The organism is Shewanella sp. 4_MG-2023 (genome assembly GCF_030548015.1).
In the GTDB taxonomy this organism is placed as follows: domain Bacteria; phylum Pseudomonadota; class Gammaproteobacteria; order Enterobacterales; family Shewanellaceae; genus Shewanella.
The window spans coordinates 42,469-67,906 of record NZ_JAUORL010000008.1; the positions used below are offsets into that span (position 1 = coordinate 42,469).

The following is a 25,438-nucleotide window of genomic DNA, read 5'->3' on the forward strand; positions in this document are numbered from 1 at the left end:
CATCAATCACAGGCTATTGCTACTCTAAAAGGCTGGATAATTTGCTGAAGATTCAATCGATGCAGAGCAAAAATCAGGCTTTATTGAGTTAAGCTCAACAAAGCCGCTAACATATTATACGTGCTTGGCTATTCGCCTTCAAACTCACATAAGGTCAATAACTCAACCCCTAAACCTTCAAGACGTTTTTCGCCGCCGATATCTGGCAGAGAAATAACAAATGCAGCGTGCTTAACTTCGCCGCCTAATTCACGGATTAATTTTACCGTTGCTTCAATGGTGCCGCCTGTAGCAAGTAAGTCATCAACGACCAATACTTTATCTTCAGGGGTGATCGCATCTACGTGAATTTCTAAGGTGTCTTTACCGTATTCAAGATCGTATGTTTGCGCAATCGTCTTTCTCGGCAATTTTCCCGGCTTACGTACGGGTACAAAACCAATACCAAGCTCTAATGCTAATGGCGCACCGAATAAAAATCCACGCGCTTCAGTACCGACAACTTTAGTGAAACCTTGATCTTTATAATGCTCTACAAATAAAGCGATAGTGGCTTTATAAGCTTCAGAGTCTTCTAAAAGGCTGGTGACATCGCGAAACATAATGCCTGGGATTGGGTAATCAGGAATAGCTTTAATACTGTTTTTGATAAGCGCTAAACGTTCTGAGTTCATAGTCATATTAGATAATCTATTGTAAAAGGAATGTTTTAATAGCCATCATTTTCAATATCATTAGCTTGAAATTGAAAATATAGTTTCTGGCATATCACTCAATGGCAGTGATACTAAGCATGTTTTAAGATAGTTGCAACTAACGAGCAAATTAAAGGTAACTTTTAATCTAACTCTGGGATCTGCCACAGATAAACCAGTAGGCAACATAACATGCAAGCGAGCATCACTTTCACCCAAACTAATGGCACAATTAAAATGCTCACAACAAAGCTTAAGGTGGTCATTATCATGGCTTTTTTCTTCAGCCGTTTGTTGATTGCTCGTTTATCTTGCCAATCATTTAACCCTTGAGCAAACCAAGGATGAGTCATCAACCAGTGATGCATCCGCGTACTTGAGCGGGCAAAACAATAAGCAGCCAGCAAGATAAAAGGCACTGTTGGTAATAAGGGCACCACAATACCAATGGTGCCAAGCGTTAAGCTCGTTAAACCAGTAATGAGGAACAAGCCTCGTTTTAACGCCATATGACTCCAAGCCCAAATCAAAAAAAACCATTCAATAGAATGGTTTTTGGATAACCGACTCTATGACTTAACTGAGCGGTATAATAACTGAGATTGGCAGTTAAATTAAGCCTGCAAGTCGCAAGGCAGATAGAGACGCTGGTAGCGTTGGTAACAATAAAACAAGAATAAAACCAATAAAATACATAATGTTAAATGGGTCTTTAAACGGCTGACTCATAGTTTTTACTTCCTAACAGTAATGTTGGCCGCCTTACAGCAGCGTGAACTGGATCACAAAATTCGCGCTATTGTATGTAAAAAGACTTTTAATATAAACCACAAATTAAGTAGGAGTTTTATCCACTGTTTAAGCCTGTGTTAACGAACAGATAACCCTTTTGTCGGCCAATTGTTGCAACATTTGCAAGCAGCCATTAGATAAGGTTTCCGGCGTCATCTGTGGGTAGGTCTCGCTAAGCCATGTCAATACATCATTAAAGTAACATTGCTCGGCTTGAGCAATATAGGCTAACACTTGGGCTGTTAATGGGTTTAACTTTAAAAAGTTAACTTCATCATGTTCATCGCGATAAACACAAAAGCTTTGCCCCTGCTCACTGGGCTCTGTGGGTTGGTAATCGACACTGATGTGCTGCACATCATATTGATATTGCGCCACAGTGGCGGTCACTGACAGCTTTAGCGGTAGCTCGGTAATCAAGTCTTTGGCAATTGGCTGCTCATTAACATCATCGAAAACAGTGGCAATATATAACTCTAGCCATTCGTAATGTGCTAGCTCCAACATAAAGGCAGGGTCGTAATCCGCAGGCTGATATTGAGTTTGCAAAAAACAGATAAACTCTTGGGATATTTCAATAAATATGGGGGTTTTACAGTCAAAACTTACAAAAAACTGTTGAATGAGTTTGGTCCATGCATCATCAGTATAAAGACTTTTCAGTACCGGAAACGCGCCTGACACAAAGCCATTGATGTTATTGAAAAATAGCTCACGGTAAACATTCATTCGCTCAAATGTCATGCCTTGTGGCAGTGGCTTGCTGGGATCGCGAATATAATCCATAAAGGCTTGTTGAGTGTTAATAAAATCCATTAAGCACTCCTTTTGATCGCTTTTGCGGCTTGTTGATAGCGATGAATTTGATTGATCTCTTGCAGTAATTCAGCGGTTTTGGGGATATTAAAGTCACGCTCTAATAATGTCGGAAACACCCCATGTTGCTGATAACTCTGTTGCAATAATTGCCAAACAGGATCAATCACATCAGCGCCGTGGGTATCGACCATTAACTGGGATGATTCTTCATAATGACCCGCGATATGCATATATTCAATCCGCTTGGTCGGCATTGAGCTGAGAAATTCAGCGGCATCATATTGATGGTTTATTGAGTTTACATAAATATTATTAACATCAAGCAGCAGTTTACAATCTGCCTCATCCAGCACAGCATTAACAAATTGCTGCTCAGTCATTTTCGCGCCGGGCGCAGCGTAGAAAGACACATTTTCTAAAATAAACGGCCGCTCTAAAATATCTTCAACTTGGTTAATACGCTTTGCAACATAAGTTACCGCTTCTTCGGTAAAGGGGATCGGCATTAAGTCATACATGTGGCCGCTACCAGAGCAATAACTTAAGTGCTCAGAGTAGATATTGATTTGATGGCTATCTAAAAAGCGTTTTACTTGCTTAACGAACTCAGTATCTAACGCATGTGGGCTGCCGATAGATAAAGATAAACCATGGCAAAAAAATTCATGTTGCTCTGTAAGTTGCCTAAACTGCTTACCAAACTTACCGCCTAGGGTCATCCAGTTTTCAGGCGCCACTTCGAAAAAGTTTATTTCATCAGGCACATGCTGACAAAACTCATCAAGCATTTCTCGGCGCAAACCCAGTCCCACTGTTGCTTGTTTTGCCATTTATCACCTCAAACACACAATTAATCAGTTAAATTAATGAAAGTTACCAACTAAAAAGGCCTGTATAACAGGCCTTATATTGGCGTAGATTTAATCGGCATGAAAGCTATAAATCGATTTCTGCTGCTAAATCAGCCTGCTAATCATCAGATTGATTATTTAGCACCACCACACTTACCTTCACCACATTTGCCTTCTTTGGCTTTACCTTCAGCCGCTTTTTTCATCTCGCCGCCGCACTTACCTTCGCCACATTTTCCTTCTTTGGCTTTTTTCATATCGCCGCCGCATTTACCTTCACCGCATTTGCCTTCTTTGGCTTTTTTCATGTCACCGCCACACTTGCCTTCGCCACATTTGCCTTCTTTGGCTTTTTTCATATCGCCGCCGCATTTACCTTCACCGCATTTGCCTTCTTTGGCTTTTTTCATATCGCCGCCGCATTTACCTTCACCACACTTGCCTTCTTTAGCTTTTTTATCGCCGCCATCTAACTGATAACCTGAATTCATTTGCTCAAAACCAAATGGATTAGCCTCTACAGACGTAGATACGCCAGCGGTTAATACGACTGCACCTAATGCCAATGCGACTGTTGTTTGCTTTACTGAGTTCATAATAATTTCCTTAAATTCAAACTTAATAATGATGACCAACAACAAACAGTGCTGGCTTACAGATGAATAGACCTACAACCTGTTACTTTTATTTCACATTAATTGATCTAAATCATCATTTTTTATTAAAAATATTGCTAGAGAAGTTCTCTAATGATTAAGGATAGGACAAAATATTCATCTATCAACTTGATATAAAAGATTAAATATTCAGTTGCAGCAGATAACAGTGAATTCAAATACTTGAAATGAATTTGTATAAAAAATTAAACTCGCTAGAATAGCGCTCCTTTTATAGTTAACCAGGTAGTACTGTGCACGTAGTCTTAGCTCCGATGGAAGGCGTCATTGATGATTTGATGCGAGAAATTTTATCTGAAATCAACCCTTATGATTTGGTGGTAACCGAATTTGTGCGGGTGATTAATCAGTTACTTCCTGAGAAGGTTTATCATAAATTATGCCCTGAGCTGCGTAATGGCGGTTTGACCGCATCAGGCACCCCGGTAAGAATTCAATTATTAGGGCAACATCCGCAAGTGATGGCAGAAAACGCCCAGCGCGCGGTTGAGCTAGGCTCATGCGGTGTTGATGCTAACTTTGGTTGCCCCGCTAAAATGGTTAACCGCAGCAATGGCGGCGCAGTATTACTGCAATACCCGGATAAAATTCACGATATAGTCAAAGCAATGCGTGATGCAGTACCAGCAGATCAACCTGTTACTGCTAAAATCCGTCTCGGTTACGAAGATAAATCATTATTTATGGAAAACGCTATCGCTGTGTATGAAGCGGGTGCTACCGAGCTTGCTATTCATGCTCGCAGTAAGACTGACGGTTACAAGCCGCCTGCTTATTGGGAATACATAACCGAGGTGCGTGAGCGTTTACCTATCCCTATTATTGCTAACGGTGAGATTTGGAATAGTGATGATGCTAAGCGCTGTATGGCAGTTACAGGCTGTGACAGCATAATGCTGGGGCGCGGGGCAATGTCTCTGCCAAACCTTGCTGCCACCATAAAAGGCGTTGAAGCGCCTTACACTTGGTCACAAACGCTAAATTTGTTACTGAACTACACCCAAAAGCAGTTGGTTAACAAGAAAATTGATTATTACCCTGCCCGAGTAAAGCAATGGTTTACTTATTTGAATAAACAGTACCCTGAAGCTGATGTGTTATTCAGAGAGCTCAGAGTGCTTAAAACGGCTGAAGGTATCATTGCCATTTTAGAAAAAGCCCATGAACAACAGTTAGCGACTAACGGCTAACTTAAGCAGTCTTTTTAGCATTAACAGCTTTCATTAACTGAGAACTCATTTCTGTGATGGGTTTTCGGTTAAACAAACTGCATTATTCTTTTTGAGTCAGCAATTTGCCCCGATACAGACCATCATTGAGCTATCCCCTTCGCTATCTTGCTTAATTTACAGCACAAAATATAAGATTTTGCGCGTTTAGTTACCTACTTAGTTCACACTATATAAATAAAGCCTAATACTGAAATCCCAAATTAACTCTCAATTGATCTCCATCATAGTAAGCATATTGATTAACGGTAGACTGGATAACCAGTGAAATGAACAAACTAATTAGGTGATCTTGTGAACACTCAAGACGTACAACAAATATTATTGCAACGAGAAGCACAGTTAAAATATGAACTTGTACATCAATTAAACCAACAAACTCAGCCTTCTGCTCAAGTTCAATTTAATATGAGTTTGACCGAGTTGATTGAACTCATGAGTGAGCAGCGATTAACTGACACCCCTCTATTTGGACAACTAACCCGTCTTGATGCCGCTCTTTGCCAGCTTGAACTTGGCCTCTATGGTTTATGTTCTGACTGTGAGTCTGACATTGAAGCGGAGCGCTTGGCCGCCGATCCCACAGAGCAGCGCTGTGCTCACTGCGCTGAAAAGTACAACCAACAACATCGTCATGAGCTTAAGCTAAGTCATTAAAGCTTGATTAATGGTTTAAAGTGCTTTCTATTCTTGATAGCAATTCATCGTCATTTATGGTCCGACCCAGATTTATAGTCTAATCCAGCCACAAAGTTGTTATTCGCAAATAAAAAAAACCTCCGCAAGCGGAGGTTTTTGGGTTTCAGGGAGGAGAAACTATTTTAGAACTTTTGGCTTAAGCGAACATAATAAGTACGACCTAATACATCATATAGACCTGTGTTCACATCACGATAGCCCGCAAAGTCATACCAAGTTGGCGCTTTTTCATCAAACAGGTTGTTAACACCTACTGTTACAGTGCCATCCCAGTCATGTGTGTAACCGACTTGGAAATTATGCTTAAAGTAATCAGGAGTATCTGTGATATAGCTGTAGCCAAGATCACGCCAGTAATCACCAGACTGACTGCCGATATAAACCGTAGTCCAAGCAGCATTAAAGTCGTTGTAATACCAAGCTGCGGCAAAGTTACCACGCCATTCTGGATAATCTTGAATACCAGCTAGGTCAATTGCTTCAGACTCTGCATTCGCTTGCTCTTCAAACTCTAGGATATGAGTTAAATCAACTTTAAAGTTGAAGTCACCAAAACCTGTTTCAACATTGTAAGTGGTTGCAAAGTCAAAACCTGAGGTTTTAACTGATGACATATTGATATAACCACTTTCTAGGTACTCAATTTTTCCATCACTTCCACGGTGAACTAACTCTGAACTACCGTTAATTTTTTCATCACGGATAACATCTGTTGCACTAACCGCTTCGATTTTGTTGTCGTAGGTAATGTCATAGTAAGAAAGCTCAATGCTCCAAGCATCAGTCGCATTCCAAACTGCACCTAAAGTTAGCGAGTTACCTTCTTCAGCTTCTAGATTTGGGTTACCACCAAACCAAGTTTTATGCTGATTAGCTGTTGCACAATAGTTAGCGTCAGAGTCATTATTAGCCTCACACCAAACTGAGTCATACGCGGTTTCAAAGCTAAGTGATTGTGAAGAGAACATCTCACCCATATTTGGCGCACGGAAGGAGTCACCATAACTTGCACGAACAAGTAATGAATCAACCGGTCTCCAACTGACGCCTAACTTAGGTACTACTGCATCAAATGTTGAAGAATTAACGATTTCACCACTCGCGCCAGTTAACGTACCTGATTGCTCGTATCTTTCATAACGAACAGCCATAGATACATCAATATTCGCTGGTAGGCCTAATTGAATTTCAGTATATGCTGCGGTGCGATCACGCTCAGCATCAACATCATCACCACCTGAACCGCCTGAAATAATACCTGAAGCAGATTCAGGATCTGACATTTGCTTGAAGTTAATCATTTCATATTCAGCACCAACTAACATTGCTAAAGAAATGGTATCGTTTTCCACTAATAATGTTGAAGCTAAACCGTCAATTTGAGTACTATCAAATTGACCTTGATAAACACCAGTATGATTCGCAGCACTGTAAAGCGCTGTCATTTGCTGATCCCAATCTTCATAGCTCATACCGGTAGTATTGAAAATATCGTAATTACCTGTATCTAACTCTCTTTGAATAATGCTGTCATTTATCAAATTGTAATTAAACGAGTTAGTTGTAGAACCAGAGTATTGGGCATTTAATTCCCAATCAATACCATTACCCACATCAGCAAAACCTACAAATCCACCTAAAATATCAAAGTTGTTGGTTTCTGTTAACGTATCACGTTCACCGATTTGTACCGAACGCATGTACAGCGTCATGTCTTTACCAGTCGGATTGTATTGGTTATCCGCAGCTAAGACAGGGTAATTAGTAGAGACTGGCGTACCAGCATATCGAGTATTTGTTTCACTTAGCGATGCTGAACCACGACCACGGAATTGAATGTCATCAGTGATTTGATAATTAAAATTGGTCATGAACGAATTACGTTCCATATCACCAAATAATTTGGTTACTTCACCATAACTGTAGTAACAACGGCCACTATTGTCTTCACCGATACCATTTGAGACATTCTCAGTTTGGTCACACATGTCAGAGTTTGAATAAAAATCGTAAACATAGATTGGTTCACCATCATCATCAAAGGCTGGAGTACCATCTTCATTAGTGTCTTGAACACCAGTGTTATAATAACCATTTGGCACAGAACTGAATGAACTGTAATCACCATAAGATGGATCATCCATGTTCCAAATATCACGGTCCATGACTGATTTAGTATCATAGTACTCATAAGTAAAAGTGATATTGCCTTTATCAGTATTAAAGCCTGTGGCAATTGAGAAACGGTTAGCATCACCACCTTCAACTGAAGGTTGCTCGGTACTGAAATCTAATTGGAATCCATCAAATTCCTTTTTAGTAATAATGTTAATAACGCCAGCAACAGCATCTGAGCCATAAACAGCAGAAGCGCCGTCACGTAAGATTTCGATACGTTCTACAATAGCTAATGGGATCTGTGAGGTATCAGCAGTGGCACCTGAACTTGAACTAGTACCAGGCATACGACGACCATCAAGTAGTACTAGCGTTGCTTGAGCGCCCAGCCCGCGCATGTTGACAGAACTCGTTGCACTAGCTCCTGAACCGTACCCTGACGTACCACGCCATGAGCCAAATGCATTTATAGAAGAGTTGTTTAATACATCAGCAACTGTTTTCTCACCTGTTAATGCAATATCAGCAGCACTTAATACGGTAACTGGTGAAGAAGTTTCCATATCAACTTGCTTGATACGTGAACCTGTTACTTCTATACGCTCTACTTTTTCAGCCACTTCTTCTGCAAAAGCGACCCCCGAAAACGCAACTGATGTGGCAGCTGCTGCAAGCAAACCGCGACGGATCGCTCTTGCTGTTAATGTCATTGTACTCATGTAAATCTCCCTGGACGTTAAATATCATTAACGCATTGACTTATTATTGTTTTATTTAGTTGTGCTGAAGTTAAAGCCTCGATTCGATACTGTTAAATCAACGCTTAATCTTCAACATTAGTCACAGCTTTTTAACTGCCAGAGCACAAATTGATACAGATGCTCGCTCAAACAAACGACCAGAACATAAAATAACACCATTAAACAGCAACTTGAGACCAGCGACCAAAAAGAAAGCCTCCAAGCAACCGCTTGATACACTTCCTTTCAATTGATAAAGAAGAGTTTAAAAAATTAACCACTGGTAACACTGCAAAGAAAGATCAGTAAACGATACGGGATTGTTCTATAGATAAAACAAAACCCCAACCAAATGAATGGTTGGGGTTTTCATTAAGACAAACAAATTATCTTATAAACGTTAGCTTAAAACTTAACGCTTGCTCTAACGAAGAAGTAACGACCTAATACATCATAAGTGTACGGATCGGTATTCGAATCGTTGTTACCTGTGTAGTATGGAGGCTCTTCATCTAATACGTTATTCACACCACCAGACAATCTAACTGTTTCGGTAATGTCATAGTTAGCTGAGATATCGTGGTAAACGATTGAGTCAACTGAAGGCGCGTAACAATCACTTGGATCATCTTTACACGCAAATGAGTCCATACCATCAATGTAACGCGCTTCATAAGTAGCTGACCAATCATCACCAGCTGCAGTTAAGTTGAAGTTGGTTTTAAATTCAGCATAAGCACCAACACCACCAGTAATGAAGCCTTTATAATCAACAGCATTACCATCTTGGTCAAATTCTTCATATGTATCTAAGATAGAAGTATCAAGACCCGCTTTCCAATCTAGACCTAAACCTTCGAATGTGTAAGCTAAGTTAATATCGAAACCAGATGTATTTGTTTCACCAATGTTTTGTAAACCATTATCAAAACTTATACGGCCAGTGTTATCAATTTCAATGTTAGATGCCTGACATAAAGCAGTACCTTCATTGATCTTATTACCATTAGCATCTAAACACTGGTTAGCAATGTAGTTTGAATCTACTGAAGTAATTGTATTTGTAATGCCAATATCATAGTAATCAACAGTTAACGATAAACCATCAACAAAGCTTGGAGAATAAACTAAACCAAGAGTAGTAATATCCGCTTCTTCAGGTGTTAACAGTGGGTTACCACCAACTGTTACTTCCGCTTGAGTTTGATCTGTTGCAGGGTGAACAATTTGATCGAATGACGGAGACTTACCACCAAATAATTCAGATACTGTTGGTGCACGGAATGCAGTTGATTGACCACCACGAAGCATTAAGTCATCAAATACACGCCAAGTTAAACCAAGTTTCCAAGTCGTATCATCACCGAATGTGCTGTAATCGAAGTAACGAATAGCAGCGCTCAGATCAACTTGTTGAAGTAATGGAATATCGCTGATTAGCGGAATTGCAAGCTCAACGTAGGCTTCATTAACATCAAATGAACCTGAAGTTGCTTCAACACGTGGGTCATTTGCAAGACCTTGAGCCGTTAATGAATCAGGAGTGTAGTATGCAGATTCTTTACGGAATTCATAACCCGCAGCAAAACCCATAGTACCTGCAGGTAAATCAACGATATCACCAGAAAGAGAAAGCGAAGCAATATCTAACTCGCTACCACCAGCATTCACTTCTGTATATACGAATGGAGCAATACTATCGCCCATCCAAGATGACTGAAGGAAAGGATCAAATTCTTCAGCTTGCACAGCATCATTGATAGAGCCGATATTGTGTAGGTTTGCTAATGTGTCTACTGAATCATTCTTACCTTTATTGTAAGAAGCATCCCATGTCCAACCATTGTCGAACTCGCCTTCAACACCAACAACTAAACGGATCGTGTCAACCACTTGAGAAAAGTCACGAGAACCACTCTCAACCATACGACGACCATAATCTACAAGTTCGCCATCTTCTACCCATGGAAGAAGATCATCAGTCATCCAACCGCCTGCAGAAATTGGCTGGTATTCCCAAGATTCGCTGTTCCAGATTGGTTGTGGCGCCATTTGTTGGTCAGACCAACGCTTAGAGTACATTGCTTCAGAGAAGAACATGATTGAATCAGATAGATCATAAGTACCAGCCATACTTAAATTCAAACGCTCCATCGGAGTAGATAGGAAACTTGAAGCTGAATAGTTATAACGGTCAGCATCAGTGAACTCATGGTACTCACCACCACGACCACTTAAATCAGCACCATTTGCTCCCCAAATATGGCCGCCTTCTGAGTATGAAGAACCGGCACAATATAGGCCGTCAGCGCCTTCAGCAATTGGACATTCAGAGAAGTCACGATCTGCTTGGCTTGCATCGCCACGCTTGGTGTACTGAGCGTTGATTACAACGTTACCTTTATCGAAGGTATTACCCATAGTGAAGTCAATGCTTGATTCATCTGCATCACCTTGACCTGAAATACCCGTTTGAACATTTAGCTCAAAACCATCAAAATCACGTTTTAAGATTACGTTAACTACACCAGCGATAGCATCAGTACCATAAACTGCTGATGCGCCGTCTTTTAGTACTTCAACACGTTGGATCATAGAAACTGGGATTGTGTTTAAATCAACTGAAGACGCTGCGCCAGTACCTGATGCAATCATACGACGGCCGTTAACAAGAACTAAGGTACGGTTAGAACCTAAACCACGAAGGTTTACACGGGCGTTACCACCTGAGCCGTTATTTACAGCTGCATTGGTCATCGCACCACCAGAAGATGTCATCTTCTGTAATACATCATCGATTGATGTTGCGCCAGAAGCGATAATCGCTGAAGCGTCAATAACGCTAACTGGGCTAGCAGTTTCCATATCGGTACGTTTAATACGTGAACCAGTAACTGCAATTCTTTCTACTTTCTCAGCTTGCGCTTCTTCAGCAATAACACTGCCTGAAAAAACTGAACCTGTTGCGACGGTTGTTGCTGCTATTGTCAAAAAGCCACGGCGGATTGCCTTAGCTGTCAAAGATAATGAACTCATTATTAAACTCCCTTCGTCATGTTTCAAATAAACCCACAACGTTATATTTATAATTTTTAGGTTAACTAATTTAGTCAACTAAAGTCATTATTGTTAAATAAGTCGACCTTAGTCAACAAATTTCACAAATAAATAACCAATAGGGTTGCGTAAGATACAACATAAAATGAGATCGTGTTACAAGTTAAGTTAATCACATAAAAACAACTACTTAAAAATACACGATGAACAGTTGTTACTAAATATAAATATAAAGTTTGCACTTTTGTTGCACGCAACATTAAATCAGATCAAAAATCAACCTACCGAGTTAAATATAGATAAAAGTTTAAATAATTAATAAACAATATAACACAAAGAATTTAACCTTATTAACAATTTAACAACCTAGATATCAAAAAATAACTTTGTAAAGTTCAAATAATATTTAATAAACGTATAAATAATGACAGTAAATACATAATAAATTTCAAGCAATGTTAATTGTATGATCTAAATGAATTCTAAATATTGTTTTATCTCTTTAGTATATGTTCTCGGAAATCAATTGCGTTGAGTCTCGGCGGTAAAGATGAGAGCTGGTAGAGTTTTTTTCGTGTAAAAATGAACACTGAGAGTATTAGATGTAACCGAGCAATTTAAATGACAAGAGAGGCATAACTAAAGCTAGCTTATGTAGGGAAGTAAGTAAGCTAGTCTATTTTTCATCAAAACCTTTTGTTAAACATATTTTTTAGGAATAAAAAAAGGAGCCATAAGGCTCCTTTTTAAAATCAATGTAGAATTTAGCGTGTGCGTGCACACAACTCTTCTGCACTGAAGAAGTAAGCAACTTCACGTTCAGCAGATGCTACAGAATCAGAACCGTGAGCAGCGTTCTCATCGATGCTTTCTGCGAAATCAGCACGGATAGTGCCTTCAGCAGCTTCAGCTGGGTTAGTCGCACCTAAGATTTCACGGTGAGCTAGAACAGCGTTTTCACCTTCAAGCGTTTGAACCATGATAGGACCAGAAGTCATGAATGCAACTAAAGCACCGAAAAAAGGACGCTCGCTATGCTCAGCGTAGAAACCTTCTGCTTGCTCTTTAGTAAGGTGCACCATTTTAGAAGCGATGATCTTAAGACCAGCAGTTTCAAAACGGTTGTAGATAGCACCGATGTGGTTTTTAGCAACTGCATCTGGTTTAATAATTGAAAAAGTGCGTTCGATCGCCATTGTGAGCTTCCTTTAAATAACAAATATATTTTAAAATTCGCGCGGATTATACGTAATTTAGCCTGTAATGCATAGTGTTATCGGCATCACATTATCAAAATTTAACCATGTGACCAAGGTAATAGTAAAATTGTGATAAAACGCATGCTCGTGAGTAACCTCTTAATAATAAGCCGTTTAATATTTCTGCAGCATAGCCTCAAAGGGGCTCAAGGATCTTGCAACGAGCGTAGCCTACTGATGTATAAAATCATCTTGGCTCAATATGGACAGCTTATAGGCGAAGAATAAAGCAAAATTGTCGTTAATGATTAATAGCGCATAATCGTGTTAGCCTAAGCAGGCTGCAAAAAAGCAGCGGCTATGTCGAGACATAGAACCGCTGCTTTGAAATAACGCTATAAACTGTTATTAGCTAAAAAGCAGTCAGTACTAGTGAAGTAAACTAGCCTTCACTGACCATATTAATAGTATATTTAGGTATTTCGATAACCATATCGGTATCAACCACTTTAGCCTGACAAGCTAGACGACTTTCAGGCTCTAAACCCCAAGCTTTATCTAGCATGTCATCTTCCAATTCATCGCTTTCTTCTAGCTCATCAAAGCCTTCACGGACGATACAATGACAAGTGGTACAGGCACATGACTTTTCACAAGCATGTTCAATATGAATGCCATTTTTTAAAGCAACGTCTAAAATCGTTTCGCCTATTTCTGCTTCAAGAACTGCTCCATCAGGACACAGCTCTTCATGGGGTAAAAATACTAACTGCGGCATTTGTTCACCTATATATTATCGACAGACTGGCCTTTCAGTGCTGTTCGAATTGAATTATCCATACGACGATTAGCAAACTCTTGGGTTTGTGCATCTAACGCTTCAATCGCTTTTTCAATCGCGTCAGTATCATCGCTTTGAGCGGTCACTTGTAACTGTTCAATGGCGCTATAAATAGCACTGCGCTCTTGCTCATTTAATAAGTCCGCATCTTTTGCTAATGCTGCGGTTAGTGTTTCCACTACTCGAGACGCTTCAACTTGCTGCTCAGCTAGCATACGACGGCTAATGTCATCTTTAGCATGCTTCATTGAATCTTTCAGCATAGTCGCTATTTCAGAGTCAGATAAACCAAATGAAGGTTTAACCTGAATCGTGGTCTTCACTTCGGTTGATTTTTCCATAGCGGTTACGCTAAGTAAACCATCTGCATCCACTTGGAAGGTCACGCGAATATGCGCAGCGCCGGCTGCAAGTGCTGGAATACCATTTAAGGTAAAGCGCGCTAATGAGCGACAATCGTCAACCATTTCACGCTCGCCCTGCACCACATGAAATGCCATCGCCGTTTGACCATCTTTAAAGGTGGTAAACTCTTGAGCTCGCGCCACTGGAATGGTGGTGTTACGGGTGACGACTTTTTCAATCAGCCCACCCATAGTTTCGATACCCAAAGACAATGGAATAACATCAAGTAATAATAAGTCAGATTCTGGTTTGTTACCCACCAAAATGTCAGCCTGGATCGCAGCGCCAATGGCAACCACGCGATCAGGATCGATTGAGGTTAACGGGGTTTTCTTAAAGAAATTTTCAACTTGTTCACGTACTAAAGGCACGCGAGTTGAACCACCAACCATTACAGTTTCGATAATCTCATCAGTACTGACATCGGCATCACGTAACGTGCGGCGACAACTGGCAATGGTTTTTTTCACCAGTGAACTGATCAATGTTTCAAAATCAGCTTTAGTCACTTGTGTTTCTACGCGCTCAGCATTATCTAACGTAATCGATGCTATGCAGCTCTCAGATGTGGTTAAGTGCTCTTTAACTCTTCTCGATTCAATCAATAATTGACGTGAAAGCGTGGCAGACAAATCAGTTAAACCAAAAGCTTGCTGTAGATGTGCTTGCAATAAATGGTCAAAGTCATCACCACCTAACGCAGAGTCACCACCAGTGGCTAATACTTCAAACACGCCGCGATTTAGGCGCAGTATTGAAATATCAAATGTGCCGCCACCTAAGTCGTAAATGGCAATCACACCTTCTTGTTTTGAATCTAAACCATAGGCAATTGCTGCTGCCGTTGGCTCATTGAGTAAACGTAATACTTTAACACCTAATAGCTCTGCTGCATCTTTAGTGCCTTGACGCTGGGCATCATCAAAATAAGCCGGTACGGTAATCACCACACCTTCAAGATTGCCACCTAATGTCAACTCGGCGCGAGCAATAAGAGGCTTTAAAATTTCAGCCGAGACTTGCACGGGGTTAACAGCGCCAAAAGCAGTATTAAAAATCGGTAAGCCATTGTCACTTGAGCTAAAGTCGTAGGGTAACTGTTGCTCTTTTGCTTGAATATCAGCAAGGCTTCTACCCATAAAACGTTTTACTGAAACAATGGTATTTTTAGGATCTTGGGCAGATTGTGCTTGCGCATTAACACCAACATCAATAGATTCGGCATTATAATGGACCACAGAAGGAAGAGAATGCTGTCCGTTATCATCAACTAATGTTGATGCTTCGCCACTTCTAACAGCCGCTACTAAAGAGTTTGTGGTACCTAAGTCGATACCAACAGCGAGACGATGCTGATGGGGCGCGGCGCTTTGACCGGGCTCAGCGATTTGAAAAAGGGCCATAGTAATCCAATAGTTTATTAGTGAACATTCATCGATTAAATCAAAACAAAATGCTCTGTTAAAAACAGAGCATTAAGTTTACCAATCCATTAGTCTAGTAATGAATCTTCAATTTTAGCGAGTTCATCTTGCAATTTTGCCATAAATTTTAGCTTTCTGATCTGATCTGCCGCTAATAAATTATCATTATCGGTGTCTTTAACCAGTAAAATAGCAAGGCTTTGCGAGAGTGACTTTTCAAAATCAGCAAAAGAGTCAAATAAGTCACTGATTAAGTCGTCGGGTTGCTGGCTGTGCTCGATATCTTCTAATGCTTCACGCCATTCCATCTGCTGCATTAAAAATGCAGTGTCTTTAACTGTGGTGGTTTCATGGCTTATATCAATACCACGAAGGCTCAATATGTGTTCGGCACGTCTGAGCGGATTCTTGAGAGTCTGATAACCATCATTAACTTGTGCAGTACGCTGCACGGATAATAATTTTTGTTGCTCAGATCCATTAGCGAATTTATCGGGATGAACCGCCCGTTGCAGTTCGCGGTAGCGTTCTGCAAGTTGGGCGATATCGATATCAAAGGAAGGTGAAAATTGAAATAACTCAAAATAATTCATTGGCAGATATCATGCTCTTTGATTGGTGATTTGCGATACAAGCTTCATAGTATAGATTAACTAAACAGTGAAACTTTCACCACAACCACATTCACCTTTGGCATTAGGGTTGTTAAATTGAAAACCTTCGTTTAGGCCTTCTTTAACAAAATCTAACTCTATACCTTGCAGATAAATAAAGCTTTTGGCATCTATGATGATATTTACGCCTTCGATGTCATAAACTTCATCGTCGTCATTAATTTCATCGACAAACTCGATGACATAAGCCATACCTGAACAACCAGATGTTCTTAACCCAAGGCGTAAACCTAAACCTTTCCCACGATTTACTAGAAAAGATTTAACTCTATCAGCCGCAGCTGGGGTCATTGTAATTGCCATCTTAACTCCAGGTATTACTTATCTTGCTTTGATTTGTACTCATCCAACGCTGCTTTAATAGCATCTTCAGCTAAAATTGAGCAATGGATTTTAACTGGAGGAAGCGCTAACTCTTCTGCAATGTCTGCATTTTTAATCGTAGCGGCTTCTTCAACAGTTTTGCCTTTAACCCATTCTGTTACTAATGAGCTTGATGCAATGGCACTACCACAACCATAAGTTTTGAATTTAGCATCTTCAATGATGCCATTCTCGCCTATTTTAAGTTGTAATTTCATTACATCACCACATGCGGGTGCACCTACCATTCCGGTTACCACTGATGGATCATTTTTATCAAATGAACCAACGTTACGTGGATTTTCATAATGTTCGATTACTTTTTCGCTGTAAGCCATAACAATTCTGCTCCGTTTATCGCTATCGATAATAATGTATTAGTGATGTGCCCATTGAACTTGATCAAGGTCGATACCATCTTTGAACATCTCCCATAATGGAGACATTTCACGTAATTTACCGATAGATTCATCAATTACTTTAATTGCATGCTCGATTTCTTCATCAGTGGTAAAACGACCGATTGAGAAGCGAATTGAGCTATGTGCCATTTCATCATTTAAGCCTAGTGCACGTAATACGTAACTTGGTTCTAGGCTTGCTGAAGTACATGCAGACCCTGATGAAACCGCTAAATCTTTAAGCGCCATCATTAATGACTCGCCTTCAACAAAGTTGAAGCTGACGTTGAAAATGCCGCAATAACGTTGCTGCATGTCACCATTAATATAAGTTTCTTCAATATGTTTAATGCCATTCCATAACTTGTCACGTAGACGAAGGATACGGGCACTGTCTTCAATCATATCTTGCTTAGCAATCGCGGCTGCTTCGCCTAAACCAACAAGTTGATGTGTCGCTAATGTACCACTACGCATACCACGTTCATGTCCGCCACCATGCATTTGTGACTCTAAACGGATACGAGGCTTACGGCGCACATATAATGCACCTACGCCTTTAGGCCCATACATTTTATGGCCAGAAATTGAAATCAAATCAACTTTAATTGCTTGTACATCAATCGGTAATTTACCAGCACTTTGTGCTGCATCCATATGGAAGAAAATACCTTTTGAGCGACATAATTCGCCAATGGCTTCGATGTCTTGAATCACACCAATTTCATTGTTTACATGCATGATGCTCACTAAAATAGTGTCTTCACGCATGGCAGCTTCAATCACTGACAATGCAATTAAACCGTTTGCACTTGGTTCAAGGTAAGTGACCTCAAAGCCTTCACGTTCAAGCTGACGACATACATCTAACGTTGCTTTATGTTCTGTCTTGCTAGTGATGATGTGCTTGCCTTTCTTGTGATAGAAATGCGCAATACCTTTAATGGCAAGGTTACTTGATTCAGTCGCACCAGATGTAAATACAATTTCACGGTGATCAGCGTTGATTAAATCTGCTACTTGGTTACGAGCAATATCAACTGCTTCTTCGGCTTGCCAACCATAACGATGAGAACGAGATGCAGGGTTACCAAACACACCGTCCATTGTCATAAATTGCACCATCTTGTCGGCAACGCGTTTGTCGACAGGGGTTGTTGCGGCATAGTCTAAATAGATAGGAAGCTTCATCATACACTCCGTACTGAGTAGCCCAAAGGAGGCTACTAACAACGTACATATAAATAGTTATCAATATATGAACAGGAAATTATAAACTAACTCTATGTTCATTCTGCATTTCATCTTGCTTTAGTGAGATAAATTGAACATCTCGTTTGTGCATCAATCCAGCAAGTGTAATGCCATCTAAGAAATCTGAAATTTGTTTACTTAAGTCACCCCATAGCGAATGGGTTAGACAGCGGGTGCCACTTTGGCAGTTCCCTTTTCCCTGACAACGAGTCGCATCGACAGACTCGTCAACAGCATGGACAACCATGCCTACAGAGATATCATTGGCTTCTTGGCCTAGGCGATAACCGCCACCAGGACCACGCACGCTTGATACAAGACCATGTTTACGAAGCTTGGCGAAAAGTTGCTCAAGATAGGAAAGCGATATCCCCTGTCTCTCAGAAATATCCGCTAAGGGAACTGGCCCGGTAGCTGAGTGAATTGCAACGTCCAGCATAGCTGTCACTGCGTAGCGACCTTTTGATGTCAGTTTCATAACGTTATTTGCTCCCATAAACCATAGAGCAATTTCACCATACCCGAGTATTTTAGTCAAGTATTTAACCAAGTAATTTACTCAAGTATTATCTCTCGTTCACATCTAACAATTTAGGTCTTAAAATTTGCAGGGCTATTTAACCTTTTTATAGTGCAAGATTCAATGCCAGCGAGCCATTAAAAGCCCTAATTTGTGATAAATTCGTCCTACTTTTACAAAAATGCTTCAGTTGTTAAAATTTGCAGTACAGAAATAAAAAATCGACACCCAGATAAGTGGGTGTCGATTGTGTCATTTTCAAGTCTACTGATTATATAATCGGGTCAAACTTATCAATTTCTTGAGTACGTTTTTCAGCCGCTTCTTGTTCAGCTTCAGTAAAGTCGTCAACATTCAACTCTGGTAGCTTTTCAGTACAGACTTCACCGCCCATGGTTTGCACCGCTTGGCAAATCTCTTGTACTTTAGAGTCCATTAAATGCATATGATCAAGCATTTGCCCAATGGCACTGGCAACAGGATCTGGGTTGTCTGGCGACACTGCATAGGCATCAAAGCCGTATTTTTTCGCCATGGCGCTTCTACGCTCAGTTTGTTCTTTCGATTGCGCTGAAGGACTTGATACCACACGGCCAGGTATACCCACTACAGTAGTGTCTTTAGCAACATCTTTAACCACTACTGAATTTGAGCCAACTCTTGCGCCATCATGCATCGTAATAGGCCCCAGAATTTGTGCCCCAGCACCAACCACCACATTATTTTGCAGTGTTGGGTGACGTTTCCCCGCTTGCCATGTTGTGCCACCTAAGGTAACGCCATGATAAAGCGTACAATCATCACCAATTTCGGCTGTTTCGCCAATCACAACGCCCATACCATGATCGATAAAGAATCGACGGCCAATAGTCGCACCAGGATGAATTTCGACCCCTGTTAACCAACGCGAAAAAGTAGACAAACATCGAGATAGCAGACGCCAATTTGCATTCCAAAGCTTGTTACTGATGCGATGGATCCAAATTGCCTGCATACCAGGGTAGTTCATTAATATTTCGAAACTACTGTTCGCCGCGGGATCGCGGTGATATATAGATTCAATATCTTCTTTTAGTCGCGCAATCACGCCCATATAACAATCCTTAATACGTTAACGTTATGAATCTTTGTTCTCGTCTGATTTCGCGACTTTTTTATCGATTGAAGTCAATATACCGCGCAGAATATTCATCTCCGCAGTTTCAACCCTTGCACGGGCGAATAAACGTTTAAGTTTGGTCATAATCTGCCCTGGATGATTCTTAATAATGAAGTTAGTTTTTGTTAGTGTTGACTCAAGGTGTACATAAAAACGCTGTAAGTCTTCTGCTAACGGGTATTCTTCTTCAACCGTTGCTTTTTCATCTAACGCAAGGTGGGCCATACGGGTTTCATAACAAATGATTTGTACCGCTTGCGCCAAGTTCAATGAGCTATATTCTGGATTCGCAGGTATGGCTACATGATAATGACACTCTTGTAATTCCTCATTGCTTAACCCGTGGTTCTCACGACCAAAGACAATCGCTACTGGCCCTTTTATCCCTTCAAGAGCAAGTTTTTCACCTGCTTCTTTTGGCACTAGCATTGGCCAATCTAAAGTACGACTTCTGGCACTGGTTGCAATGACTAAGCTACAGTCTTTGATTGCATCCGTTAAAGAATCAACAATAGTGATATCTCGGATTAAATCTGCTGCGCCAGCAGCAAGTGCAATAGATTGCCCATCAGGCTCAACTCTTGGTTCAGCCAAATATAAATTTGATAACCCCATGGTTTTCATTGCTCTTGCTGTAGAACCAATATTACCAGGGTGTGATGTACCCACTAAAACAACGCGTATATTACTCAGCATGAAACTACTTTATTCTTTAAAAAACTATTTTGGAATAGTAACACAAGCAGCAATTAATTCGTTATATGAAAATCTGCATTTGATATAACTGTCAAAAAGCGTATAATATGCCGCTGATTTATTCGTTCTTTAACATCCAGGGGATTGCTATGCATCCGATGCTGACTATTGCCACGCGCGCTGCACGCGCTGCGGGCCAAACTATTATGCGCGCCTACACTGAACTCGACAATGTTGAGATTGATTCAAAAGGTCTAAATGACTTTGTTACGAGTGTAGACAAGGAAGCTGAATCTACCATTACATACCAAATTCGTAAATCTTACCCAGATCATACGATTGTTGGCGAAGAAAACGGTGAAAACCGTGGCACCAATAAAGATTATGTGTGGATAGTTGATCCTTTGGATGGTACCAACAACTTCGTTCGTGGTATCCCTCATTTCGCAGTTTCTATCGCTGTTCAATACAAAGGCAAAATTGAAGTTGCCGTTGTTTACGATCCTGTACGCGAAGAACTGTTCTCTGCCGTTCGTGGTAAAGGCGCTAAAGTTAATGACTTCCGTCTACGTGTAACTAATGTTAAAACACTTGATGGCACCATTATTGGTACTGGTTTCCCGTTCAAAGCTCGCCAACACACTGAATCTTACCTAAACATCTTAGGTGAAGTATTCCCTGTATGTGCAGACATTCGTCGCACCGGTTCAGCAGCACTTGATTTAGCCTATGTTGCCGCGGGTCGTTTTGACGGTTTCTTTGAAATCGGTCTTAAGCCTTGGGACATCGCAGCAGGCGACTTAATCTGTCGTGAAGCTGGCGGTACTGTAGCTGACTTTACCGGAAACCATAACTATATGACTTCAGGTAATATTGTTGCAGGTTCTCCTAAAGTGACTTCCGAGTTAGTTAAAATTATGCGTCCTTTATTAAATGAAGGCTTAAAACGCTAATTTCAATTAACGCCAAAAGCCGCCTTTTATGGCGGCTTTTTTGTATCTGCAGTTCTTTAGCCTTCAATGGCACTGCTAAATAGTGATGATATTGGGATAAATTTATATTATTTGAACTAGATCACTCAGTATTATTCCATTTAGCAGAATATACTGAATTATCAATCAAATTTATAATAAGAGATGTAATAATCATGCCACTCCCTATACTCCGCCAAATAGGTGTTAAAAGCCTTAAAGGCGTCGAACATATCGTTCTTTTCATTATTTCTCTTGCGACCGTCTTTGCCATTGGCGAAGAGGTGATGCATATGTTCGATATTAGAACCGTAGAACTTGCCGATTTGCTACTACTCTTCATTTATCTTGAAGTCTTAGCCATGGTGGTCAATTACCTCGAGTCAGGTAAGCTACCTATCCGCATGCCACTATATATTGCTATTGTGGCACTGGCCCGTTACTTAATTCTTGATATGAAAGATATGGATGACTGGCGCATACTGGCGATTTCTGTTTCAACGATTGTGCTAGCAGCCACGGTCATTGTCATTCGCTGGGGACAACTGAAACTGCCCTACCCTAAAAGCAAAGATTTCGACTAAGCTCACAGAGTAGACACCTTTGTTAATTTATATCAACAAATAAAGCGATAAGTGACTTACTTATCGCTTTTTTTAACGATGTTGATTACTATCACTAATAATGACTAATACTTATGATGGATTAAGCAAACAGGGAGCGATAAGGTTATGTCAAATGAGCCTATAGGGTTTGAAGAAAAAAGAGCTTCTTTAAGAGTCGATATGGAAGCCGAGCGAGTTTTATTGCATTGGATTGACGCTAATGGCCAGCCCCAGGAAGATGCTGGCATTTGTATCGATTTAGCCCGTAAAGGAATTTTAATCGACTATAAAGCGCCGTTTGCCTTAGGCGACTTAATCGCAGTCACCTTCAACCATAACACTGACAAACAAAATACCATCAAAGGCCAAGTATGTCGTTGCCTTGAGTCAAATCCACAGAGTTATCATATTGCCATGCAGTTGCTTTAAACGCTTAAAGCAGTGCAATATCTTTAACATTAAGGTGATACTATGATTATATTAGTCGGCGGCGAAAAAGGTGGTAGTGGCAAAAGTTGTTTAGCGCAAAACCTCGCTGTATATGTAACCGAAACCTTCAATGCCAGTGTATTGATGGTTGATTGTGACCCGCAAAAAACCACCTCAGATTGGATCCAAGCCAGAAATGAACACCCCAGTTTAAAACCCATTAATTGCATTCAATTATACGGCAAAATCCGTAATGACTTACTTAGTCTTAATGAGCGCTTTGAATACGTTATTGTCGATTGCGGTGGTCAAGATAACCTTGCCATGCGCGCAGCGATGTCAGTCGCCACTTACGTACTCATTCCGCTTAGGCCCAAAAGACGTGATTTAAAAACGCTTCCACACATGGAGGACATGCTAAGCACCTGTAAAATGGTCAACCCAAAAATGGTGGCTGCAATAGTCGTCAGTCAATGCCCTGCTCTGCCATCGCAATTTAAGCGTATTTTAGAGGCCAAGGAAGTAGTGCAATCATTTGGCTTAAAAGCGCTAAATGCCATTACCTTCAATCGTAATATTTATGATGACAGCGAAGAAAGTGGCTCGTCAGTGCTTGAGATTGACCCTGAAGGTAAAGCAGCAGTAGAAATTCGCGCCATAGCCGAAGAGCTTTTTGCCATTCCACCAGATAATAGCTTCGAGTTTTAGGTCTGATATGCTGAAGTTTCAGTGTGGTTAACTTAGCACTGAAACATTTCAGCACTAACGTCATCAGCAAGCCAATGTTATAATGTCGGCAAATTGGTAAATTAAGCTGCGTACATGACTCAAGCAAACAATCCTCTTCATGGAATTAAATTAGAAACTATTGTCACTGAATTAGTGGAAAAGTATGGCTGGGAAGAATTAGGCAGCCGCATTAATATTCGCTGTTTTCAAGATAATCCAAGTGTTAAATCCAGCCTCAAGTTTTTAAGAAAAACCGAATGGGCCCGTGATAAAGTTGAATACTTATGGCTAAAAACCAACAAGCTGCCTTTGCCTGCTCCTAAAGTTTATGATGCAGCAAAATCAACGACAAAGGCTCATCAAGGCTCGGGTGCCAAACCTGTGTCCAAAGCGCAAAATAATAAATGCACTGCAGGTGTTAACGCTGATATTTGGGGCAAATAAACACCATTGATAAACAAGCGGTCTGAAACAAACCTCTAACTACCTGTTTATTCGGTAAATAGTACAAAAAAGCCTGATTGGTTTAATTAAACCATCAGGCTTTTTTGTAACCGATGAAACTACATAGGGAATTCAAAAATTAATCGCCACACCTGTAACTCCCCATCAGTTTGATAACTCATACCAAATCGGTCTGTACTGAACCATCCCCAACCTAACGGCTTAGACAAGGCTAATGTCACTCCCACTTCATAGGAATATTGCGTAAGCACATTTTCTTGCACTGGGGTAACAAACTTAAGTTTATCGAAATACCAGCGCCCCGCTACAAACAAGCGTGGCTCAACGGTATACTCACCCCAATCCCAGCGTTGATTTAAGCCAAAATCAATGCCAGATTGCAATACAGAATAGCCATCAGAGCTGTCATTGATACTGCTTTTATAGCCAGCATAATAAATTCGGTTAACCCACACCGGATTATATTTGGGTTGTGCCAATTCATATAACGCTGAAAAACCAGTAGAGAAAATCCCCACATTACTGGAATTTGAAAAGTTATGCCCGTAGCCCAAATCTAAATAGGTTTCTAGGGTGAGCTGCTCGTCATAAAACCATTTGTACTCAATCCCTGGGGTTATGGTCATAGTGCCGACACCATCGGGTAGTTCACCTTCTGGCAAGTCACTAAAAGAGTAATTAAAAAAGCCCAATGAAACTGGCAACCTTAGGGTCAGCAGGTGATCATCGGCCTGTTCAATATCAAATGCGAAAGGAATATTGGCCACTGCAGCGCTCTGGCCAGAAGCGCGATAAATCCCGCTGCCAATATAATTTGCAAAAGCATAATGGGAAAGATCGGGGTTGTCAGCATCAAATTGAGCCTGACAAGGTTGAACAACAAAAAGCGCTGCAATAGCTATTACAGCGCTTTTATATAATGGAAATTGATTTGCTTTAAAACCAGTAAACCAACTCAGTAACATGATTTAATCTACGCTATTTCGTCAACTGTTATTTATTGTCATCAATAAAATGGTGTTCTGTCATCATATGACCTAACTCGGTTGATTTGGTTTTTAAATATGCTTCATTGTAACGGTTTTTGCCCACTTGCAATGGAACTCTTTCGCTCACTTCAATGCCAACTGCCTGCATGGCCTTCACTTTACGTGGATTATTGGTCATTAACTTCACTTTGCTAACACCAATTTGAGCTAACATAGGTTCAATCATATCGTACTTACGCATATCAGCTTCAAAACCTAAACGTTCGTTAGCTTCAACAGTATTGGCACCTTGATCTTGCAGTTCGTAGGCTCGGATTTTATTCAGTAAACCAATGCCACGGCCTTCTTGTCTTAAATAAAGAATAAAACCTTGGCCTAATTCAGCAATATTTTGCATTGCAGTTTGCAGCTGAAAACCACAATCACAACGCAAACTAAACAAGGCATCACCGGTTAAACATTCAGAGTGAATACGACCTAACATTGGCTCATTAGCATTTAGCTCACCAAACGTTAGCGCAACATGTTCTTTACCGGTTTCGGTATCTTCAAAACCATGCATTGCAAATACGCCCCAAGGCGTAGGTAACTTAGAAGTGGCGATATATTTAATCGACATTGACCAACCTTTCAGACA

The 25,438-nt window shown here is 40.5% G+C and carries 26 protein-coding genes; 7 read left to right on the forward strand and 19 right to left on the reverse strand.

Features of this window, described 5'->3' with window-relative positions:
• Positions 1–128: 128 nt before the first annotated feature.
• From apt to Q4546_RS06300, 5 genes are all read right to left on the reverse strand, one after another.
• Positions 129–680, reverse strand: coding sequence for an adenine phosphoribosyltransferase (apt, locus tag Q4546_RS06280; RefSeq protein ID WP_198589273.1), 552 nt, complete (start codon positions 678–680; stop codon positions 129–131).
• 158 nt (positions 681–838) lie between these two features.
• Positions 839–1,204 carry a YbaN family protein gene (locus tag Q4546_RS06285; protein WP_102436336.1) on the reverse strand — a complete coding sequence of 122 codons (366 nt, stop codon included), beginning with the start codon at positions 1,202–1,204 and terminating at the stop codon, positions 839–841.
• 349 nt (positions 1,205–1,553) lie between these two features.
• Positions 1,554–2,303, reverse strand: coding sequence for a DUF2063 domain-containing protein (locus Q4546_RS06290; protein WP_102436340.1), 750 nt, complete (start codon positions 2,301–2,303; stop codon positions 1,554–1,556).
• Positions 2,303–3,136 (reverse strand): DUF692 domain-containing protein, encoded by an 834-nt coding sequence (locus tag Q4546_RS06295; protein ID WP_102436342.1) that lies wholly within the window; start codon positions 3,134–3,136, stop codon positions 2,303–2,305. Before Q4546_RS06295 ends, Q4546_RS06290 begins: the two co-directional genes overlap by 1 nt.
• Positions 3,137–3,291: 155 nt before the next feature.
• Complete coding sequence (locus tag Q4546_RS06300) at positions 3,292–3,753, reverse strand: hypothetical protein (protein ID WP_303445925.1); 462 nt, start codon at positions 3,751–3,753, stop codon at positions 3,292–3,294.
• Positions 3,754–4,067: 314 nt separating this feature from the next.
• On the opposite strand from Q4546_RS06300, the gene Q4546_RS06305 reads away from it, so the two are divergent.
• Entirely contained in the window at positions 4,068–5,024 is a 957-nt protein-coding gene (locus tag Q4546_RS06305) for a tRNA-dihydrouridine synthase (RefSeq protein ID WP_102476091.1), read from the forward strand.
• A 333-nt stretch (positions 5,025–5,357) separates the two neighbouring features.
• The gene (locus Q4546_RS06310; RefSeq protein ID WP_076542304.1) at positions 5,358–5,720 is read left to right on the forward strand and encodes a TraR/DksA C4-type zinc finger protein; all 363 of its coding nucleotides are present in this window, start codon (positions 5,358–5,360) and stop codon (positions 5,718–5,720) included.
• A 164-nt stretch (positions 5,721–5,884) separates the two neighbouring features.
• Here Q4546_RS06310 and Q4546_RS06315 read toward each other — a convergent pair whose 3' ends face one another.
• From Q4546_RS06315 to trmJ, 12 genes are all read right to left on the reverse strand, one after another.
• Positions 5,885–8,599 carry a TonB-dependent receptor gene (locus Q4546_RS06315; protein ID WP_303445926.1) on the reverse strand — a complete coding sequence of 905 codons (2,715 nt, stop codon included), beginning with the start codon at positions 8,597–8,599 and terminating at the stop codon, positions 5,885–5,887.
• A gap of 426 nt (positions 8,600–9,025) precedes the next feature.
• Positions 9,026–11,656 carry a TonB-dependent receptor gene (locus Q4546_RS06320; protein ID WP_303445927.1) on the reverse strand — a complete coding sequence of 877 codons (2,631 nt, stop codon included), beginning with the start codon at positions 11,654–11,656 and terminating at the stop codon, positions 9,026–9,028.
• Positions 11,657–12,441: 785 nt separating this feature from the next.
• The gene (ndk, locus tag Q4546_RS06325; RefSeq protein ID WP_102440383.1) at positions 12,442–12,873 is read right to left on the reverse strand and encodes a nucleoside-diphosphate kinase; all 432 of its coding nucleotides are present in this window, start codon (positions 12,871–12,873) and stop codon (positions 12,442–12,444) included.
• Positions 12,874–13,318: 445 nt separating this feature from the next.
• Entirely contained in the window at positions 13,319–13,654 is a 336-nt protein-coding gene (fdx, locus tag Q4546_RS06330) for an ISC system 2Fe-2S type ferredoxin (protein ID WP_076542310.1), read from the reverse strand.
• 8 nt (positions 13,655–13,662) lie between these two features.
• Entirely contained in the window at positions 13,663–15,525 is a 1,863-nt protein-coding gene (gene hscA / locus Q4546_RS06335) for a Fe-S protein assembly chaperone HscA (RefSeq protein ID WP_102440389.1), read from the reverse strand.
• 89 nt (positions 15,526–15,614) lie between these two features.
• Positions 15,615–16,139 carry a co-chaperone HscB gene (hscB, locus tag Q4546_RS06340; protein WP_102440390.1) on the reverse strand — a complete coding sequence of 175 codons (525 nt, stop codon included), beginning with the start codon at positions 16,137–16,139 and terminating at the stop codon, positions 15,615–15,617.
• Between the two features lie 60 nt (positions 16,140–16,199).
• The gene (gene iscA / locus Q4546_RS06345; RefSeq protein WP_102440391.1) at positions 16,200–16,523 is read right to left on the reverse strand and encodes an iron-sulfur cluster assembly protein IscA; all 324 of its coding nucleotides are present in this window, start codon (positions 16,521–16,523) and stop codon (positions 16,200–16,202) included.
• A 14-nt stretch (positions 16,524–16,537) separates the two neighbouring features.
• Positions 16,538–16,921, reverse strand: a complete 384-nt coding sequence (gene iscU / locus Q4546_RS06350) for a Fe-S cluster assembly scaffold IscU (protein ID WP_076542320.1) — start codon at positions 16,919–16,921, stop codon at positions 16,538–16,540.
• A gap of 39 nt (positions 16,922–16,960) precedes the next feature.
• Positions 16,961–18,175, reverse strand: a complete 1,215-nt coding sequence (locus Q4546_RS06355; protein ID WP_102440392.1) for an IscS subfamily cysteine desulfurase — start codon at positions 18,173–18,175, stop codon at positions 16,961–16,963.
• A 79-nt stretch (positions 18,176–18,254) separates the two neighbouring features.
• Positions 18,255–18,716, reverse strand: a complete 462-nt coding sequence (gene iscR / locus Q4546_RS06360) for a Fe-S cluster assembly transcriptional regulator IscR (protein WP_076542338.1) — start codon at positions 18,714–18,716, stop codon at positions 18,255–18,257.
• Positions 18,717–19,029: 313 nt separating this feature from the next.
• Positions 19,030–19,851: a serine O-acetyltransferase gene (gene cysE / locus Q4546_RS06365; RefSeq protein WP_102476087.1), complete on the reverse strand. Its 822-nt coding sequence runs from the start codon at positions 19,849–19,851 to the stop codon at positions 19,030–19,032.
• A 24-nt stretch (positions 19,852–19,875) separates the two neighbouring features.
• Positions 19,876–20,613: a tRNA (cytosine(32)/uridine(32)-2'-O)-methyltransferase TrmJ gene (gene trmJ / locus Q4546_RS06370; protein WP_102440394.1), complete on the reverse strand. Its 738-nt coding sequence runs from the start codon at positions 20,611–20,613 to the stop codon at positions 19,876–19,878.
• Between the two features lie 149 nt (positions 20,614–20,762).
• On the opposite strand from trmJ, the gene suhB reads away from it, so the two are divergent.
• The 5 genes from suhB to Q4546_RS06395 all read left to right on the forward strand — a co-directional run bounded on the left by suhB (position 20,763) and on the right by Q4546_RS06395 (position 23,791).
• A complete protein-coding gene (gene suhB, locus Q4546_RS06375) occupies positions 20,763–21,566 on the forward strand; it encodes an inositol-1-monophosphatase (protein WP_076542340.1) in 804 nt (267 codons plus the stop codon).
• A 194-nt stretch (positions 21,567–21,760) separates the two neighbouring features.
• A complete protein-coding gene (locus tag Q4546_RS06380; RefSeq protein WP_076540074.1) occupies positions 21,761–22,168 on the forward strand; it encodes a phosphate-starvation-inducible protein PsiE in 408 nt (135 codons plus the stop codon).
• 147 nt (positions 22,169–22,315) lie between these two features.
• Positions 22,316–22,618: a PilZ domain-containing protein gene (locus Q4546_RS06385; protein ID WP_102440396.1), complete on the forward strand. Its 303-nt coding sequence runs from the start codon at positions 22,316–22,318 to the stop codon at positions 22,616–22,618.
• A 42-nt stretch (positions 22,619–22,660) separates the two neighbouring features.
• Complete coding sequence (locus Q4546_RS06390) at positions 22,661–23,326, forward strand: AAA family ATPase (RefSeq protein WP_102440397.1); 666 nt, start codon at positions 22,661–22,663, stop codon at positions 23,324–23,326.
• Between the two features lie 114 nt (positions 23,327–23,440).
• Positions 23,441–23,791: a VF530 family DNA-binding protein gene (locus tag Q4546_RS06395; protein ID WP_102476086.1), complete on the forward strand. Its 351-nt coding sequence runs from the start codon at positions 23,441–23,443 to the stop codon at positions 23,789–23,791.
• A gap of 119 nt (positions 23,792–23,910) precedes the next feature.
• On the opposite strand, the gene Q4546_RS06400 is transcribed toward Q4546_RS06395, so the two are convergent.
• Both Q4546_RS06400 and ribA read right to left on the reverse strand, forming a co-directional pair.
• Positions 23,911–24,777 carry a hypothetical protein gene (locus tag Q4546_RS06400; RefSeq protein ID WP_102476085.1) on the reverse strand — a complete coding sequence of 289 codons (867 nt, stop codon included), beginning with the start codon at positions 24,775–24,777 and terminating at the stop codon, positions 23,911–23,913.
• A gap of 28 nt (positions 24,778–24,805) precedes the next feature.
• Positions 24,806–25,420, reverse strand: a complete 615-nt coding sequence (gene ribA / locus Q4546_RS06405) for a GTP cyclohydrolase II (RefSeq protein ID WP_076540064.1) — start codon at positions 25,418–25,420, stop codon at positions 24,806–24,808.
• Positions 25,421–25,438: the final 18 nt, after the last annotated feature.

Bases quoted from the DNA above. Each gene is read 5' to 3' on its own strand.
- Q4546_RS06390 (WP_102440397.1), top strand. From the start codon at position 22,661: ATGATTATATTAGTCGGCGGCGAAAAAGGTGGTAGTGGCAAAAGTTGT.
- Q4546_RS06400 (WP_102476085.1), bottom strand. From the start codon at position 24,777: ATGTTACTGAGTTGGTTTACTGGTTTTAAAGCAAATCAATTTCCATTA.
- apt (WP_198589273.1), bottom strand. From the start codon at position 680: ATGACTATGAACTCAGAACGTTTAGCGCTTATCAAAAACAGTATTAAA.
- hscB (WP_102440390.1), bottom strand. From the start codon at position 16,139: ATGAATTATTTTGAGTTATTTCAATTTTCACCTTCCTTTGATATCGAT.
- Q4546_RS06385 (WP_102440396.1), top strand. From the start codon at position 22,316: ATGTCAAATGAGCCTATAGGGTTTGAAGAAAAAAGAGCTTCTTTAAGA.
- ndk (WP_102440383.1), bottom strand. From the start codon at position 12,873: ATGGCGATCGAACGCACTTTTTCAATTATTAAACCAGATGCAGTTGCT.
- suhB (WP_076542340.1), top strand. From the start codon at position 20,763: ATGCATCCGATGCTGACTATTGCCACGCGCGCTGCACGCGCTGCGGGC.
- trmJ (WP_102440394.1), bottom strand. From the start codon at position 20,613: ATGCTGAGTAATATACGCGTTGTTTTAGTGGGTACATCACACCCTGGT.
- Q4546_RS06355 (WP_102440392.1), bottom strand. From the start codon at position 18,175: ATGAAGCTTCCTATCTATTTAGACTATGCCGCAACAACCCCTGTCGAC.
- iscR (WP_076542338.1), bottom strand. From the start codon at position 18,716: ATGAAACTGACATCAAAAGGTCGCTACGCAGTGACAGCTATGCTGGAC.
- Q4546_RS06395 (WP_102476086.1), top strand. From the start codon at position 23,441: ATGACTCAAGCAAACAATCCTCTTCATGGAATTAAATTAGAAACTATT.
- Q4546_RS06295 (WP_102436342.1), bottom strand. From the start codon at position 3,136: ATGGCAAAACAAGCAACAGTGGGACTGGGTTTGCGCCGAGAAATGCTT.
- Q4546_RS06320 (WP_303445927.1), bottom strand. From the start codon at position 11,656: ATGAGTTCATTATCTTTGACAGCTAAGGCAATCCGCCGTGGCTTTTTG.
- fdx (WP_076542310.1), bottom strand. From the start codon at position 13,654: ATGCCGCAGTTAGTATTTTTACCCCATGAAGAGCTGTGTCCTGATGGA.
- iscU (WP_076542320.1), bottom strand. From the start codon at position 16,921: ATGGCTTACAGCGAAAAAGTAATCGAACATTATGAAAATCCACGTAAC.
- hscA (WP_102440389.1), bottom strand. From the start codon at position 15,525: ATGGCCCTTTTTCAAATCGCTGAGCCCGGTCAAAGCGCCGCGCCCCAT.
- Q4546_RS06380 (WP_076540074.1), top strand. From the start codon at position 21,761: ATGCCACTCCCTATACTCCGCCAAATAGGTGTTAAAAGCCTTAAAGGC.
- Q4546_RS06285 (WP_102436336.1), bottom strand. From the start codon at position 1,204: ATGGCGTTAAAACGAGGCTTGTTCCTCATTACTGGTTTAACGAGCTTA.
- Q4546_RS06290 (WP_102436340.1), bottom strand. From the start codon at position 2,303: ATGGATTTTATTAACACTCAACAAGCCTTTATGGATTATATTCGCGAT.
- Q4546_RS06300 (WP_303445925.1), bottom strand. From the start codon at position 3,753: ATGAACTCAGTAAAGCAAACAACAGTCGCATTGGCATTAGGTGCAGTC.
- Q4546_RS06315 (WP_303445926.1), bottom strand. From the start codon at position 8,599: ATGAGTACAATGACATTAACAGCAAGAGCGATCCGTCGCGGTTTGCTT.
- cysE (WP_102476087.1), bottom strand. From the start codon at position 19,851: ATGGGCGTGATTGCGCGACTAAAAGAAGATATTGAATCTATATATCAC.
- ribA (WP_076540064.1), bottom strand. From the start codon at position 25,420: ATGTCGATTAAATATATCGCCACTTCTAAGTTACCTACGCCTTGGGGC.
- iscA (WP_102440391.1), bottom strand. From the start codon at position 16,523: ATGGCAATTACAATGACCCCAGCTGCGGCTGATAGAGTTAAATCTTTT.